The organism is Agrobacterium sp. rho-13.3, assembly GCF_033957765.2.
Taxonomy (GTDB): Bacteria; Pseudomonadota; Alphaproteobacteria; order Rhizobiales; family Rhizobiaceae; genus Agrobacterium.
Genome location: NZ_CP192775.1, coordinates 1,332,610 through 1,347,699, shown reverse-complemented (window position 1 = coordinate 1,347,699; position 15,090 = coordinate 1,332,610). Strand labels below are relative to the sequence as shown.

Sequence of the window (15,090 nt, the reverse complement as noted above, 5' to 3'; positions counted from 1 at the left end):
CATGACGACCTTTATCACCCGCGTTCAGTCGCGCATGTTTGCATCCACCCTTCTGGCCCTCGGCCTCGGCGCACCTGCTGCCTTGGCACAGGAAGATAATGGCAAATCCTTTGTCGAAAACTTCGACAACTTGGACCGCTCTTTCTGGTACGTGTCGGACGGCTGGAACAACGGCCCTCACCAGAACTGCACCTGGTCCAAGAAGCTGGCGAAGGTCGAAGATGGACAGTTGCAGCTGGGCTTTCAGGAAGGCAAGGCGGGCGACCGCAACTACTCCTGTGGTGAAATCCAGACCAAAGGCCGTTACCGTTACGGCACCTATGAGGCGCGCATCAAATCCGCGCCCGGTTCCGGCCTGAACTCGGCTTTCTTCACTTACATTGGCCCGACAGACAAAAAGCCGCATGATGAAATCGATATGGAAGTGCTGGGCAAGAATAGCTCTCAGGTCCAGCTCAACCAATATATTTCCGCAAAAGGCGGCAATGAAAAACTGGTCGATGTCGCAGGCGGCGCAGATACTGAATTCAACGACTATGCCTTCACCTGGGAGCCTGAACGCCTGCGTTATTACGTGAACGGAAAGCTGGTTCACGAGGTGACCGACCCATCCAAAATTCCGCAGAACGCCCAGAAAATTTTCTTCAGCCTGTGGGGCACCGACACGTTGAAAAGCTGGATGGGCAAGTTTGCCTATAGCGGACCCATCACGATGACGGTGGACAAGATGGCATTTACCGCACTCGGCGATGCCTGCCAGTTCCCGGAATCCGTCGCCTGCCTCTCAAACTAAGCCGCCATCAACTTCGCTTCAGGACGTTTTTATGACGCATGTTCTTTATCTCGCTCATGACCTAGCCGACCCGGCCATCCGCCGGCGTGTGATGACGTTGCAGGCGGGTGGAGCGACGGTTAGCCTTGCGGGATTTACCCGCGGGGAAAACACGCTTGCGACGATTGATGGCGTGCCCCCCATCGTGCTTGGCGAAACGGCAGATGGCCGTTTTGCTCAAAGGATAATGTCCATTGTAAAGTCCAGCATCTCGTTGGCAGGTGCACTGAACTCGGTTGCAAAACCAGATGTCATCATCGCCCGCAATCTGGAAATGCTGGCGCTCGCTCGCCGCGCTTGCGCACTTTATGGCCGCGATGTTCCTGTGGTTTATGAGTGCCTCGATATTCACCGGCTGTTGCTGAACGATGGCATGGTGGGCAAGCTTGTGAACTCGGCACAGCGATATTTTGCGAAAAACGCGAAGCTGCTGATCACCAGTTCACCGGCATTCGTGGCGCATTACTTCGCTCCGCGCTCCGGGCTGGAACTGCCTGTACTGTTGCAGGAAAACAAGGTTCTGGCGCTGGATGCAACGGCGCAAGCGGCGCCTGCTCCGCGGGCACCAAAGGCGGGCGAACCATGGAAAATCGGCTGGTTCGGCGCGTTGCGGTGCCGCAAATCTCTTGAGATTCTTGCTGATTTCGCACGTCGCATGGAAGGCAAGGTCGAAATCATCCTGCGCGGGCGTCCAGCCTATTCGGAGTTTGCTGACTTTGACGGTTTCGTTGCCAATGCGCGGCATCTCAGCTTCCATGGTCCCTATAAAAATCCCGAGGATCTGGCCGCGATCTACAACGAGGTTCAGTTTACATGGGCCATCGATTTCTTCGAGGAAGGCCAAAACTCGAGCTGGCTCTTGCCCAACCGGCTTTATGAGGGATGCCTTTATGGCACTATCCCCATTGCCGTTGCAGGCACGGAAACCGCCCGTTTTCTGGACACGCGAAATATCGGCCATGTCCTACCGTCCGCAAATCCCGACACGCTTGAGGCGCTTTTCAGAGGTATGAGCGAACAGTCATATCTAGACGCCTTCGAAAACCTTGCAGCCGTCGACCGGAACCAGTGGGTAACGGATCGCCACGACTGCGTTCAACTCGTTCATAAACTTGCTTCACTGGCAGCGCCGCACAACGGCCGCGCAGTGCAAGCGACACTCTCAACCGTTTGATGGGGGTCAAACCATGAAGTTGCAGATCATTCCGAATGTAAAAACATTGATCGTCATTCCCTGTCTCAACGAGGCGAGGACGATAGACGATCTTCTGCTGAAGTTTTCCAGCACGCTGAACAATCCGGCAGACCGCATCATCGTTGCAGATGGTGGCAGCACGGATGGCACGCGGGACATCGTAGCCGATTTCTCCCGGCAAGACCCACGCGTGATTTTGCTCGCCAACCCCAAGCGCATCCAGAGTGCGGGCATCAACCTTGCCGTCGAAATGTTCGGCAAGGATTACGACTACCTCATCCGCATCGATGCGCATGGCGATTATCCTGACGATTATTGCCATCGCCTTCTGGAAGATGCGGTGAAGACGGGTGCCGATTCCGTGGTTGTCGCCATGGATACGGTCGGCCACGGCACATTTCAAAAGGCCACGGCCGTCGCCCAGAACTCCAAACTCGGCAATGGCGGCTCCAAACATCGCGAAGGTGCGAAAGGTCATTGGATCGATCACGGCCATCACGCGTTGATGCGCATATCTGCGTTTACGGCTGTGGGTGGTTACGATGAAAGCTTCAGTCATAACGAAGATGCCGAACTGGATTACCGGCTGCGCAAAGCCGGTTTCCGCATATGGATGACCGATAAAACCCGCATGACCTATTACCCGCGTGCCAACGTTACTCCGCTGTTCAAGCAATATCTTGCCTATGGGCGCGGACGGGCAAAAAACCTGTTGAAGCACCGTTCCCTGCCGAAAATCCGCCAGATGATTCCGCTTTCGGTCATGCCAATCGCGCTCTTCGCCTTGCTCGGCGTCTTTCATTGGGTAGCGCTCATTCCGCTCTGCCTTTGGATTGCCGCATGCCTGGGCTACGGGCTGTGGATGGCTATTGCCCAGAAAAATTCCTACGGCCCGCTTGCCGCCCTTTCCGCTATGGTCATGCACTTTGCATGGTCGACAGGTTTCTGGCTTGAACTTCTCACTGCGCGTGGTGCGCCAAGTCTCGTCACGAGAAAGGCTGTGTCATGACCGATAGGCAGAACCCTCTGGCCTCACAGCCGATCAAGGTGGATATCGGCATCTGCACCTATCGCCGCCCCGCCGTGGTCGCGACGTTGCAGTCCCTGTTCAAGCTGGACATTCCAGACGGCGTGAACGTTCGCCTGATCGTCGCAGACAATGATGCAGAGCCGAGTGCGCAAGCATCCATCGATCATTTGCGCGAACACGCGCCCTTCGAAATCACCTACATCCATTGCCCGAAATCCAACATTTCGATTGCGCGCAACGCCTGCCTGTCCGCGTGTGAGGCCGACTATCTGGCCTTTATCGACGATGATGAAACGGCACCACGCGAATGGCTGTCCGAGCTTTTGAAAACCGCGCAGGCAACCGGTGCGGAAGCGGTCCTCGGGCCAGTGACCGCGATCTACAAAAGCAACGTACCCGGCTGGATACGAACGGGCGATTTTCACTCCACCTTTCCCGTTTTCGTGAATGGCGACATCATCACCGGCTACACCTGCAACACGCTGCTGCGCATGAACGCGCCATCCGTCTCAGGTCGTCGTTTTGCATTGTCGCTTGGTCAGAGCGGCGGTGAGGACACGCATTTCTTCTCGCACATGCACGCCGCCGGAGGGCGCATTGCCTATGCAGAAAAAGCCGTGCTGTCCGAACCTGTTCCTGACACCCGTGCCAGCTTCATGTGGCTTGCCAAACGCCGCTTCCGCTCCGGCCAGACGCACGGACGATTGCTGGCGGAACGCAGGCCCGGCCTTCGTCGCGTTGCGCAAATTGCAATAGCCACAGCCAAAGTTGGCTATTGCGTTTCCCTTTCGGCCCTCACCTTTTTCGATCCGGTGCGCCGCAACCGCCAACTGCTGCGCGCCGCCTTGCACATGGGGTCTGTCAGCGGCGCTGTCGGCGTAAAGGAAATCCGCCAATACGGCACAGCGGAGGCGACATGATGGAACACGCAACGCAGCCCGACGTCACGTTTGTTATCGCCGCCTATAATTCCGCCGACACCATCGTTCCGGCGATTGAAAGCGCGCTGGCGCAAAATTCCGTCACGCTGGACGTCATCGTCGTGGATGACCGCTCATCCGATGCGACCCGCGAGATCGTCAGTTCGTTAAGCGAACGCGATGCGCGAGTGAGGCTGATTGCGCTTGAGCAGAACCTCGGACCCGGCGGCGCACGCAATGCCGGAATCGATGCGGCGTCTGGGCGTTGGATCGCCGTGCTGGATTCCGACGACGTCATTTATCCTGACCGAACCGCCAACATGATTGCCCGCGCCGAGCAGGCAGGCGCAGACATCACGGTCGACAATCTGGATGTGGTCTACACCGATGGCCGTTCGACGGAGACGATGTTCACCCGAGAATTTCTGGAAAAGCGTGGCCGCCTGACCCTTGAAGACTTCATCGCCTCGAACATCCTTTTCCGCTCCACTTTCAACTTCGGCTACATGAAGCCGATGTTCCGGCGCGATTTTCTCAATGCGCAGGAATTGCGCTTCCGCCAGGACTTGCGGATTGGAGAGGATTATCTCCTTCTCGCATCCGCGCTTGCAGTTGGCGGATTGTGCGCCATCGAGCCATCACCCGGCTATGTTTATAATATTCGAGAGGGGTCGATTTCCCGCGTGCTGGAGCTTCGCCATGTCGATGCGATGATTGCCGCCGATCAGGATTTCCTGGCCAAGTACACACTTTTACCTGCCGCCATGGATGCACAAAAACAGCGAAACCGCAGCCTGATTGAAGCGCGGCATTTTCTGATGCTGGTCGACAGCATCAAGCGCCGTTCGCTTTCAGGCGTTCTAAAAATCGCAGTGCGTGATCCGGTGGCGCTGCGGCATTTAAAAATGCCGATCGAAGTGCGGCTCAAAAAGCTGCGTGACGCGTTCTTCACATCAGCAATACCAACAAGAGCAAAAAGGCAGACCTCGTAATTTTGTGTGGCCTGCCAATAAGACATTCAAACAAGGAGAATTCTATGGACCTTAAAAGGACTGTCAGAAAAGCTGTTATTCCCGTTGCAGGAAATGGAACACGGTTTCTGCCTGCCACGAAGGCAATGCCGAAAGAAATGCTGACGATCGTTGATCGGCCCGTTGTGCAATACGCCGTCGATGAGGCGATGCAGGCCGGTATCGAGCACATTATTTTCGTGACCAGCCGCAACAAGACAGCCATTGAGGACTACTTTGACAGCGCGCCAGAACTCGTCAATACGCTGACGAAATCCGGCAAGACGATGCAGGTGCTTCAGCTTGAGAAGATGCTGCCGGTGGCAGGCACGGTCAGCTATACGCGCCAGCAGGTGCCTTTGGGTCTCGGTCATGCCGTATGGTGTGCGCGCGAACTGGTGGGCAAGGAGCCTTTCGCGCTTCTTCTGCCCGACATGGTCTCTTACGGCGCGCGCGGCTGCATTGCCGGATTGATGGAGCTTTATGATGAAGTGGGCGGAAACATCCTTGGTGTCGAGGAATGCTTGCCCGAAGAAACCTCGTCTTACGGCATTGTTGGCACGGGCAACACAGTGGGCCACGGCTTCCGCGTGACCGAAATGGTGGAGAAGCCGGAACCTTCCAAGGCCCCGTCCAATTATTACCTGAATGGCCGTTATATCTTGCAGCCGGAAATCTTCGATATTCTCGCGGGGCAAGAGCGCGGTGCGGGGAATGAAATTCAGTTGACGGATGGCATGAAACGCCTTGCCGAGACCCAGCCGTTTCATGGGCAGAAATTTCGTGGACGCACCTTCGATTGCGGCAGCAAGCAGGGTTTCATCGCTGCAAATGTCGCCTTTTCATTGATGCGGTCCGACATGGAGGCTCAGGTTCTGGCCTCCATCAAGGAACTGGTTTTGAACCACGAAGGCCATGTCAAAGCGGCTTGAAACGTAAAATAACAGGCGGCGGGGAGGCATGAAGAACGTGCCTTCCCGCTCACCATTTTTAAACACAAGGTGGGTCCATGCACCACAAGACCTTTAGATCGAACATAAATTTCCCGGAGTCTTCCAAGGACTCCGACACATTTATCGACCTCGACCGCCTCTGGGCCGCCGTGCTGCGCCGCGCCAATATCATTGCCGCTTGCGTCATCGCGACAATGGTTCTGGCGGGGCTTTACCTCGTTCTCGCGACACCCGTTTACACGGCGCTGACGCAGGTGCTGCTAGACGACAGCCTTTCGCGCTACGCCGAAGAGGAAACGCCGGTTCCCGCCGCTCAGGTCGTCGACAACCGCATTGCCAGCGCTGTTGAAATCCTCAAGTCCAAGGAAATGGCGCTGACGGTGGTTGATAAGGCGCGGCTTGACGACAACGAAACCATCGTCAATCCACCCATGTCGCCTGCCGATCTGGTGAAATCCTCGGTCAAGGGCGTGGTTGATCTTCTGACACCAAACTCTCCGCCCGCATCCGATGAAGCCATGCGCAATGGACGTCGCGAAAAGGCGGCTGCTGTCATTCAGCAGGCACTGACGGTGGAGCGCGTCGGGCGAAGCTCGGTAATCGCAATTTCCATCCGCTCGACGGACAGGCAGTTGGCGACACAGATCGCCAAGACCTATGCCAATTCCTATCTGACCGAGCAGTTGAATGCGAATTTCGATGCCACGGAACGGGCGTCCGTATGGCTGCAAGAGCGGTTGAACGATCTGAACCAGCGCTCGCAGGCATCCCTGCTCGCTGTTGAAAAATTCAAGGCAACAAACAACATCGTCTCGTCACGCGGTGAGCTGATTTCTGAAAGCCAGCTTGCAGATTTGAACGGACAGTTGATTGCCGCGCAAGCCGACGCCGCCACGGCGTCCGCACGTTACAACCAGTATAAATTCATCACGGATCAGGGGCCGGACGGGGCGATCAATAACGCCATTGTTTCCGCCCGCGATACCGACAACACCGTGATCCAAGACCTTCGCAAACGCTATATCGCGATTTCAGATCGTGAACGCGGCGTGGTGCAACAGTTCGGCAAAGATCACCCACAGGCAGTCGCGCTTGAAAGTGAAAAGGGCGACCTTGCCCGCCAGATTTTCCAAGAGCTTCAGCAACTGACTGGCAGCTTCAAAAATGACTTCGAGGTCACGCAATCCCGCGTGCAGTCGCTGCGTGAAAATATCGACCGCGTTGCCGGGCGCAATTCCGAAGCCAATATGACGATGGTGAAGCTGCGTGAGCTGGAACAGCAGGCTGCGGCGCTGAAGACGCTTTACGAATCCTATCTCGGTCGTTTTGAAGAAGCATCGCAAAAGCAGTCCTTCCCGATTGCCAAGGCGCGTGTGATTTCGGAAGCCGGTCTACCAACCGCGCCGTCCAGCCCGAAAAAGACGATGACGATGGCACTGTCCATTGTGCTTGGTCTTATGCTCGGCGGCGGTGTTGCCGCTGTTCTGGAATTCCGCGACAGGTATTTCCACACCGGAAATGATGTGCGGGACAACCTGCGTATGCGCTTCCTCGGCTACCTGCCATTCATCGGTGAAAAGGGCGTGGAAACCGCAAAGTCCGAAACGGGGGCCGCGACACCGGAGATTCCCGACAGCAATATCGAGGATAACGGGCATGTCTCGTTCCAGAAAATGCTGCGGCTGGCCGTCGACAGTCCGCGCTCCAGCTTCACCGAGACGTTGCGCAACGTGAAACTGACAGCGGATGTGGTGATACAGGAACGTCAGTGCCGCGTGATCGGCGTCATCTCCTGCCTGCCCAATGAAGGCAAGTCCGTGGTTGCGCTGAACCTTGCGGGGCTGATTGCAACGACCGGCAAACGCACATTGGTCGTGGATGCCGATATTCGTAACCCTGGCCTCAGCCGCATGTTGACGACCCGCCAGTCCGCAGGTCTTGTCGAGGTGGTTCTGGATGAGGTGCCGTGGACGAAGGCCGTGAAGGTCGATAGCCGCACCAAAATGGGCATCTTGCCGGTTTCCACCAGCAACCAGTTTGCCCATTCCAGCGAATTGCTGGCCTCATCCGGCATGCGCAAATTCATGGATTCAGCGCGTGAGGCGTGCGATTACATCATCGTCGACCTTGCGCCGGTGGTGCCGGTTATCGATGCCAAGGCGTTCGCCTCTCAGGTGGATGGCTTCGTGTTCGTGACCGAATGGGGCAAGACCCCAATCCAGATGGTGCAGAATCTGATGAGTCACGAGCCGCAGATCGCCAACAAGACGCTCGGTATCGTGCTGAACAAAACCGACATGACCGAATTGCAGCGTTATGCCGGTCCGGGCGGCTCGGAACATTATCACGAGCAGTTCTCGGCCTATTATGGCGATGTCAAAAAGCCGGTTTCCGAACCGGCATAAGTTGATCACTGAGATGCCCGCCATGTGCGGGCATTTCTTTTTGATATCGGGGTAGATTTAAAGCGCATTTTTCCGCACTGATGTCGGCTATCGATATCAACACGGAAAGCCTCATCATGCCGTCGCCCATTGCTTTCGTTTCCCGTACAACCGAAACCAATGAGGCAGAATGGATCGATATTCTTTCCTCCGCCCTACCCAACGAAACGATACTGCCCATCAAGGCTATGACGGAAGAGCAGCGCGCAGCGTGTGAAATCGCCATCGTTGCCAATCCCGATCCTACCGATATCGCCAGGCTGACCGGCCTGAAATGGATCCACAGCCTCTGGGCCGGTGTGGAGCGTCTGGTTGCCGAACTGGGCCCAACAGCGCCGCCCATCGTTCGCCTGACAGACCCTGAACTCACACGCGTCATGGCAGAAGCGGTGCTGGCATGGACCTATTATCTCCAGCGCGACATGCCCGCCTATCGTGATCAGCAGGAAAAAGCGCTGTGGCAGGAGCTGCAATATCGGCATCCGCACGACGTGACCGTTGGTCTACTGGGTTTAGGCGCGCTCGGATCGGCTTCTGCGGAACGGCTTCGCCACGCCGGTTTCAACGTCATCGGCTGGAGCCGCTCTCCCAAGATTCTGGAGGGTGTTGAAACTCTGTCTGGCGAGGATGGCCTCACCGCCCTGTTGGAAAGAAGCGATATTCTCGTTTGCCTCGTTCCCCTCACCGCCGATACCAAAGGCCTGCTGAATGCGGACCGTCTTGAGCAGGTGAAGAAGGGAGCATCCATCATCAATTTCGCACGCGGTGCGGTCATCGTTGCGGATGACTTGCTCAAGGCACTGGATGCCGGACATGTCGCTCACGCCGTGCTGGATGTTTTCGAACAGGAACCGCTGGATGGAAAATCGCCGTTCTGGCAGCATCCGAACGTCACGGTACTTCCCCACATTTCCGCCCCGACAAATCGCAAAACATCTGTCGCTATTGTCGCGGGAAATATCGTCAAATGGCGGGAGACCGGAGAGCTGCCAGCAACCGTGGACATGGCCCGCGGTTACTGACAATCAACCACTCATGGCCTGCGCAATAGCGAAGCGAACGTCGCTTTCATTGTAAGGTTTGCAGAGAAGAACAGAGCCTGCCGGTGCATTGCTCGGCAGGAAATTATCTCCTGTGGCAAACACGATGCCGATGGCTGGTTTGCGCTGTTTGATCAGCACGGAAAGATCGGCACCGCTCATATCCGGCAGCCCAACGTCCGTCACCAGCACATCAATGTCTTCGCGCTCGATGAGATCAATGGCTTGGGTTGCATTGGCGGCTTCAATAACGATGTGGCCACCTTCCAGCAGAATATCGCTGGTATTCATGCGGATCAGTTCGTCATCTTCAACCAGCATAACCCGCATCGCGACTTTGTTCCGCAGTTTTGCGATAGCATCCTCATTCGCAGACCGGTCCTTGCTCGCCTCTACCCGTTGTTTCTGGTTGGCGATGACATGCCGCAGCCGCCTTGCAAGCGCTTCGCGCGTATAGGGCTTGGAAAGCAGTTCCACGCCGGCATCCAGCTTGCCGCCGTGTACGATGGAGTTTTCCGTGTAGCCCGATGTGAAAAGGATGGCGAGATGAGGCAAGCGCTCCTTGGCACGCCGCGCCATTTCACTGCTTTTCAATGGTCCGGGCATGACGACATCGGTGAAAATAACGTCGATAGGAATGCCACTTTCTGCAACGGTCAGGCCAGCTTGGGCATCACGCGCCGTAAGGACCCGATAGCCAAGATCGGACAGGGTTTCGACAACGATGGTTCTGACCTCATCATCATCCTCAACCACAAGAATGGTTTCACTGCCGCCGACGATCGCCCCGGCGTGCACGACAATTTCCCGGTCCTCGTCCGAAAGCGAACGCGGAAGATAGACCTTGACCGTCGTTCCCTGCCCCATCTCGCTGTAAATCTTGACGTGTCCGCCAGATTGTTTGACGAAACCATAGACCATGGAAAGGCCAAGCCCGGTGCCCTTGCCCTCTGCTTTCGTGGAGAAGAATGGTTCAAACACCTTGTCGAGAATTTCGGCGGGCATACCGGAGCCGGTATCCGTGACCGCCAGCATGACGTATTGGCCAGGCTCGACTTCCGCGTGGGTGCGCGCATAATCTTGATCGAGTGCGGCATTGCCGACTTCGATGGTCAGCTTTCCAGAACCTGCCATCGCATCACGGGCATTGATAGCAAGATTGAGCAACGCATTTTCAACCTGCGTCGGGTCGGCATAGGTGTTCCAAAGACCACCCGCCGTGATGACTTCGACTTCCACCGCCTCACCGATAGACCGGCGTAGAAGGTCATCCATACCCACAACAAATTTACCGACATTGATAACGCGTGGCTCGAGTGCCTGACGGCGACCGAAGGCCAGCAACTGGCTGGCAAGCTTGGCACCACGGCTGACCCCTGCCAGAGCATTGCCAACCCGCCGCTCGGCACGCTCATTGCCCGCCACATCTTTTGCCAGAAGCTGGAGGTTGCCCGCAACAACCTGCAAAAGATTGTTGAAGTCATGAGCCACGCCGCCGGTCAGTTGACCGATGGATTCCATTTTCTGGGCCTGTTGCAGCGCTTTTTCCGTATGACGGCGCTCTGCGATTTCGGCAGCCACACGGGTTTCAAGCCCCTCATTCAGCTGCCGAAGCTGTTCTTCTGCGCGAATGCGGTGGCGAATTTCCCGCTCCAGATTGGCCGTATGCTCTTTAAGGGCGGTTTCGGCCTCTCTTTGCTCGGTAATATCGGTGTGAACCCCGACCCATTCGATAATAGCGCCGTCCGGATTGAAAATCGGTACGCCGCGAATGGCGAAGGTGCGGTAGATACCAGTGTGGTGACGAACACGGTGTTCCCAGACATAGGTGGACTTTGTCGCGACGGCCTTGTTCCAGCTGTCGATAGAACCTTCGCGATCCGCCGGATGTACGGCGTCTGCCCAACCATACCCCTGATAATCTTCAAATCTCTGGCCTGTCAGTTCAGACCATGCCGGCTGCTCGCCCAGCATTTTTCCATCCGGGCTGTTGGTCCAAAGCACACCGTGAACCGCATCGACCGCCGCACGAAAACGATTATTGCTGACCAGCAAGTCCAGTTCTGCGCGCTTGCGTGTTTCGATATCGATGATCAGCACATAGCAACCATCGATATCGCCCTTGGATGTATAGCGCGGCACATAGCGGATTTCGGCTGCGCGGACGCTGCCGTCCGGACGTCTGATGACCGAATCGTTGATCAGCGTTTCGCCAGCCAGGGCACGGCGGATGAAGGGCAAACGTTTATGGTAGAACTCCTCACCAATGACCTCTGCGACCTTTCGGCCCAAAACATCCTCAGGACGCTGGTTGAACCACTCCAGATAACCTTGGTTTGCAAAGCGATATATGTGATCGTGATCGATGAAGCCGACAAGGATAGGCAGCGCCGCAGTCAGGCGGCTCAGCTCTTCCCGGCTTGTTGCCAGATCGGCAACGGCTTTGACCCTGTCGGTGTTTTCAAGCACCGTGCACAAGACACCATCGACAGTTCCGGCGTCGTTATGAATGGGTGTGTAAAACAAATCAAAGACGACGTCTTCCGGCTTGCCATTGCGGTTCAGAACCATCTTCTGATCGCGGAAAGACTGCACCAACCCACGAAAACCCGCTTCGAGGATTTGTTTGTTCCAGTCCCATATTTCAGGCCATATTCCCGGAACGGTGCCGCCGAGTGCTTTGGGATGGTAGTTTCCAGCGATTTCCACGTACCCGTCATTATAGACCATGACGTGATCTTCGCCCCACATCAAAACCTGCGGAATGGGGGAATTGACGAGCGAATCGACCTCGTGGCGAAGGTTTGCAGGCCATGACGCAATAGGACCAAGCGAGGTCTTCGACCAATCGAAGCTACGCACCAGATCACCGGTCTGGCCACCACCAATTGGCCACTGGCCCACTACAGATACATTGTTCATGCAAGACCACCAACAGAAGCTTCAGCTCCCGTCCACTAAGACATTTTGACCGACGAAACCGGTACTTTGTCGACTTATTCGAAGATTCTTATCAAGCGTTTTTTCAACGCCGACGCAATAGCGCATTTTGCGGTATGCTCAGTCCGGTTTTCCCAGCCATTCGATCATGCCCTTGGCCGCTGCTTTTCCAGTCGCAAAACAAGCGGTTAACAGATACCCGCCGGTTGGCGCCTCCCAATCCAGCATCTCCCCACCCACAAAAATCCCCGGCAATGATGTCAGCATATAACGCTGGTCGATATCCCTCCAATCAACGCCACCAGCACTGGAGATAGCTTCAGCGATGGGACGCGGGGATGTGACGACAATCGGCAATGCTTTCATCAGCGCCGCCATTTCTGGGGCAGAGAGTTCCGGCAGATTGGGCATACACTCTCGCAACAGCGCGGACTTTACAGGAGACAGACCGGCAGCTTTTCGCAATCGGTTCGAAAGACTGTCTTTTCGTGGGTGACGGGCAAGATCGTTGGCAAGGCGCTCTACCGTTCGACCCGGAGCAAGATCGACCGTCAAAGTCGGCGTCTCGCCATTGTTGAGAGCATCGCGAAGCGAGGCGGAATGGGCATAGACCAAACTGCCCTCAATGCCATGACGTGAGACGACAAATTCACCTTCGAAACGACCAGCATTCGACGTCAATGCCACGGATTTCAGCGGCTCACCTGCAAATCTCTCCCGGAAAAAATCGCTCCACGGCACGTCAAAACCGCAATTGGCAGGCTCGAAATCGTTGATCGCGATGCCTTTCTCTCGAAGCCACGGCGTCCACGCAGCATCTGAACCCAGTTTTGGCCAGCTTGCACCACCCAGCGCCAACAAAACGGCATCGCTTTTGATGAGCACGTTTCCGTCAGGCGTATCAAACCGCAATGCGTCACCTTCAAAGCCTGTCCAGCGATGACGGGTTTTTATCTCAACGCCTTGGTCGTGCAATCTCTTCAGCCATGCGCGCAATAACGGCGATGCTTTCATCGCGGTCGGGAACACCCGACCCGACGTGCCAGTAAACGTTTCCTGATCGAGCGAGAGCGCCCAATTGCGCAGCATATCGGGCGTGAAGTCATCCAGCGCAGGGCGGACGTTATCCTGCGTTGCCCCAAACCGGGTGACGAAGCGGTCATAGTCCTCAGCATGGGTGATGTTGAGGCCAGATTTGCCCGCCATCAGAAGTTTGCGCGCGACGGTTGGCATGGCCTCGAACACGGCCACACGCACGCCAGCCGCAGACAGCACTTCGGCGGCCATAAGCCCCGCCGGTCCGCCACCAATGATCGCCACTTGCTTGCCGTGCATAACTCAAATATTTCCGACGTCGTTGCTATCTCTGCGCTTTATAACGATTTGCCCGCTGGCGTACATGCGCTAATGACGTGGCATGTTCACGCTCAATCGTCTCGAAACATTTTCGCAGGACATCAAGAAAAGCCGGTTTATCGCGGTTGCGGCACCCGTTGCAGACGAAGACGCGGCAAAACGCTTCATCGCCGAGCATTCAGACGCCACGGCCAACCACAATTGCTGGGCATGGCGGGTGGGACAGACATACCGTTTTAGCGACGATGGCGAGCCGTCCGGCACTGCGGGCAAACCAATTCTTCAAGCCATAGACGGACAATCACTCGACTGCGTCGTCGTGGTTGTCACGCGATGGTTCGGCGGCGTTCTTTTGGGCAGCGGCGGGTTGATGCGCGCCTATGGGGGAACAGCAGCAACCTGTTTGCGAACAGCCGAAAAAACATTGGTTATCCCGACGATTTCAACGGAAATCGCCTGTGGGTTTTCCGATCTGGCGCTCGTCAAATCAAGGCTGCTTGCCGTACCAAATCTCAAAATCGAAACGGAAACCTTTACCGCTGATGGCGCTACACTGAGCTTGTTCGTTCCCGTGTCTGATGCCAGCGACGTTGCCAAAATGGTGATGGATTTGAGCAATGGTCGCGTGACCATGCCCCTTCCCGATTGAGAGAACGGTTGGAAACCTCGCCATTTTTAAAATCCATGCTATGAGGCAGCATGACATTCGAGCTTGTTACCCCGGTCTATAATCCTCCGATGGAGCCATACGTTTCGATCCTATATCGGGACGATGACCTTATCGTTTTGGACAAGCCAAGCGGCTTGCTTTCCGTCCCCGGTCGCAATCCTGCCCTATTTGACAGCCTTGCGACCCGGGTGCAGAAACAGTTTCCCAAGGCGCTGATGATCAACCGTCTGGACAAAGACACGTCCGGCATTGTCCTCATGTCGTTGAACCGCAAAGCCCATGCTGCGATAGCTTTGCAGTTCGAGAACAGAACAACGCAAAAGTCTTATATTGCCGTGGTTTATGGCGAGGTCGCTGGTGACAGCGGGCATATCGATCTGCCTCTTGCCATCGACCCGGACAACAAGCCGCGCCACCGTGTCGACCATGAAAACGGCCGCGCCGCGCAGACCGACTGGCATGTGCTGGAACGCCTGCCGCTTCCTGCCGCAAGGGTGCGACTTCACCCATTGACGGGGCGAACGCACCAGTTGCGTGTCCACATGAAAGCCCTCGGCCATCCCATCCTCGGTGATGAGTTTTATGCCGATGGTGTAGCTCTCGCCGCCTCAAACCGGCTGCTGTTACACGCCCAGGAATTGAGCTTTCGCCACCCGGACGGTCGCGATGTCACGTTCACGGTCCCCTGCCCCTTTTGAGA

12 protein-coding genes are annotated in these 15,090 nt (G+C 56.1%); 10 read left to right on the top strand and 2 right to left on the bottom strand.

Annotated elements, in window-relative coordinates; translation table 11 throughout:
* The first annotated feature begins 1 nt into the window (after position 1).
* From RMR16_RS21040 to RMR16_RS21005, 8 genes are all read left to right on the top strand, one after another.
* On the top strand, positions 2 to 793 hold the full coding sequence (locus tag RMR16_RS21040) for a glycoside hydrolase family 16 protein (RefSeq protein ID WP_320197563.1): 792 nt from the start codon (positions 2 to 4) through the stop codon (positions 791 to 793).
* A gap of 31 nt (positions 794 to 824) precedes the next feature.
* Positions 825 to 2,006 (top strand): glycosyltransferase, encoded by a 1,182-nt coding sequence (locus RMR16_RS21035; protein ID WP_320197562.1) that lies wholly within the window; start codon positions 825 to 827, stop codon positions 2,004 to 2,006.
* Positions 2,007 to 2,019: 13 nt separating this feature from the next.
* Positions 2,020 to 3,036: a glycosyltransferase family 2 protein gene (locus RMR16_RS21030; protein WP_320197561.1), complete on the top strand. Its 1,017-nt coding sequence runs from the start codon at positions 2,020 to 2,022 to the stop codon at positions 3,034 to 3,036.
* Positions 3,033 to 3,977 carry a glycosyltransferase gene (locus RMR16_RS21025; protein WP_320197560.1) on the top strand — a complete coding sequence of 315 codons (945 nt, stop codon included), beginning with the start codon at positions 3,033 to 3,035 and terminating at the stop codon, positions 3,975 to 3,977. The genes RMR16_RS21030 and RMR16_RS21025 overlap by 4 nt, the downstream gene beginning before the upstream one ends.
* Positions 3,974 to 4,969, top strand: a complete 996-nt coding sequence (locus tag RMR16_RS21020; protein ID WP_413785920.1) for a glycosyltransferase family 2 protein — start codon at positions 3,974 to 3,976, stop codon at positions 4,967 to 4,969. The genes RMR16_RS21025 and RMR16_RS21020 overlap by 4 nt, the downstream gene beginning before the upstream one ends.
* A 44-nt stretch (positions 4,970 to 5,013) precedes the next feature.
* Positions 5,014 to 5,919, top strand: coding sequence for a UTP--glucose-1-phosphate uridylyltransferase (locus RMR16_RS21015; RefSeq protein WP_320197559.1), 906 nt, complete (start codon positions 5,014 to 5,016; stop codon positions 5,917 to 5,919).
* Positions 5,920 to 5,996: 77 nt separating this feature from the next.
* Complete coding sequence (locus RMR16_RS21010; protein WP_320197558.1) at positions 5,997 to 8,345, top strand: polysaccharide biosynthesis tyrosine autokinase; 2,349 nt, start codon at positions 5,997 to 5,999, stop codon at positions 8,343 to 8,345.
* Positions 8,346 to 8,461: 116 nt separating this feature from the next.
* A complete protein-coding gene (locus tag RMR16_RS21005; RefSeq protein ID WP_320197557.1) occupies positions 8,462 to 9,406 on the top strand; it encodes a 2-hydroxyacid dehydrogenase in 945 nt (314 codons plus the stop codon).
* A gap of 3 nt (positions 9,407 to 9,409) precedes the next feature.
* Here the strand turns inward: RMR16_RS21005 and RMR16_RS21000 are convergent, their stop codons facing one another.
* On the bottom strand, positions 9,410 to 12,346 hold the full coding sequence (locus RMR16_RS21000) for a PAS domain-containing protein (RefSeq protein WP_320197556.1): 2,937 nt from the start codon (positions 12,344 to 12,346) through the stop codon (positions 9,410 to 9,412).
* A gap of 138 nt (positions 12,347 to 12,484) precedes the next feature.
* Positions 12,485 to 13,699 (bottom strand): TIGR03862 family flavoprotein, encoded by a 1,215-nt coding sequence (locus RMR16_RS20995; RefSeq protein ID WP_320197555.1) that lies wholly within the window; start codon positions 13,697 to 13,699, stop codon positions 12,485 to 12,487.
* A gap of 82 nt (positions 13,700 to 13,781) precedes the next feature.
* On the opposite strand from RMR16_RS20995, the gene RMR16_RS20990 reads away from it, so the two are divergent.
* On the top strand, positions 13,782 to 14,369 hold the full coding sequence (locus RMR16_RS20990) for an IMPACT family protein (protein WP_320197554.1): 588 nt from the start codon (positions 13,782 to 13,784) through the stop codon (positions 14,367 to 14,369).
* A 50-nt stretch (positions 14,370 to 14,419) separates the two neighbouring features.
* On the top strand, positions 14,420 to 15,088 hold the full coding sequence (locus RMR16_RS20985; RefSeq protein ID WP_320197553.1) for a pseudouridine synthase: 669 nt from the start codon (positions 14,420 to 14,422) through the stop codon (positions 15,086 to 15,088).
* The last annotated feature ends 2 nt before the right edge of the window (positions 15,089 to 15,090 follow it).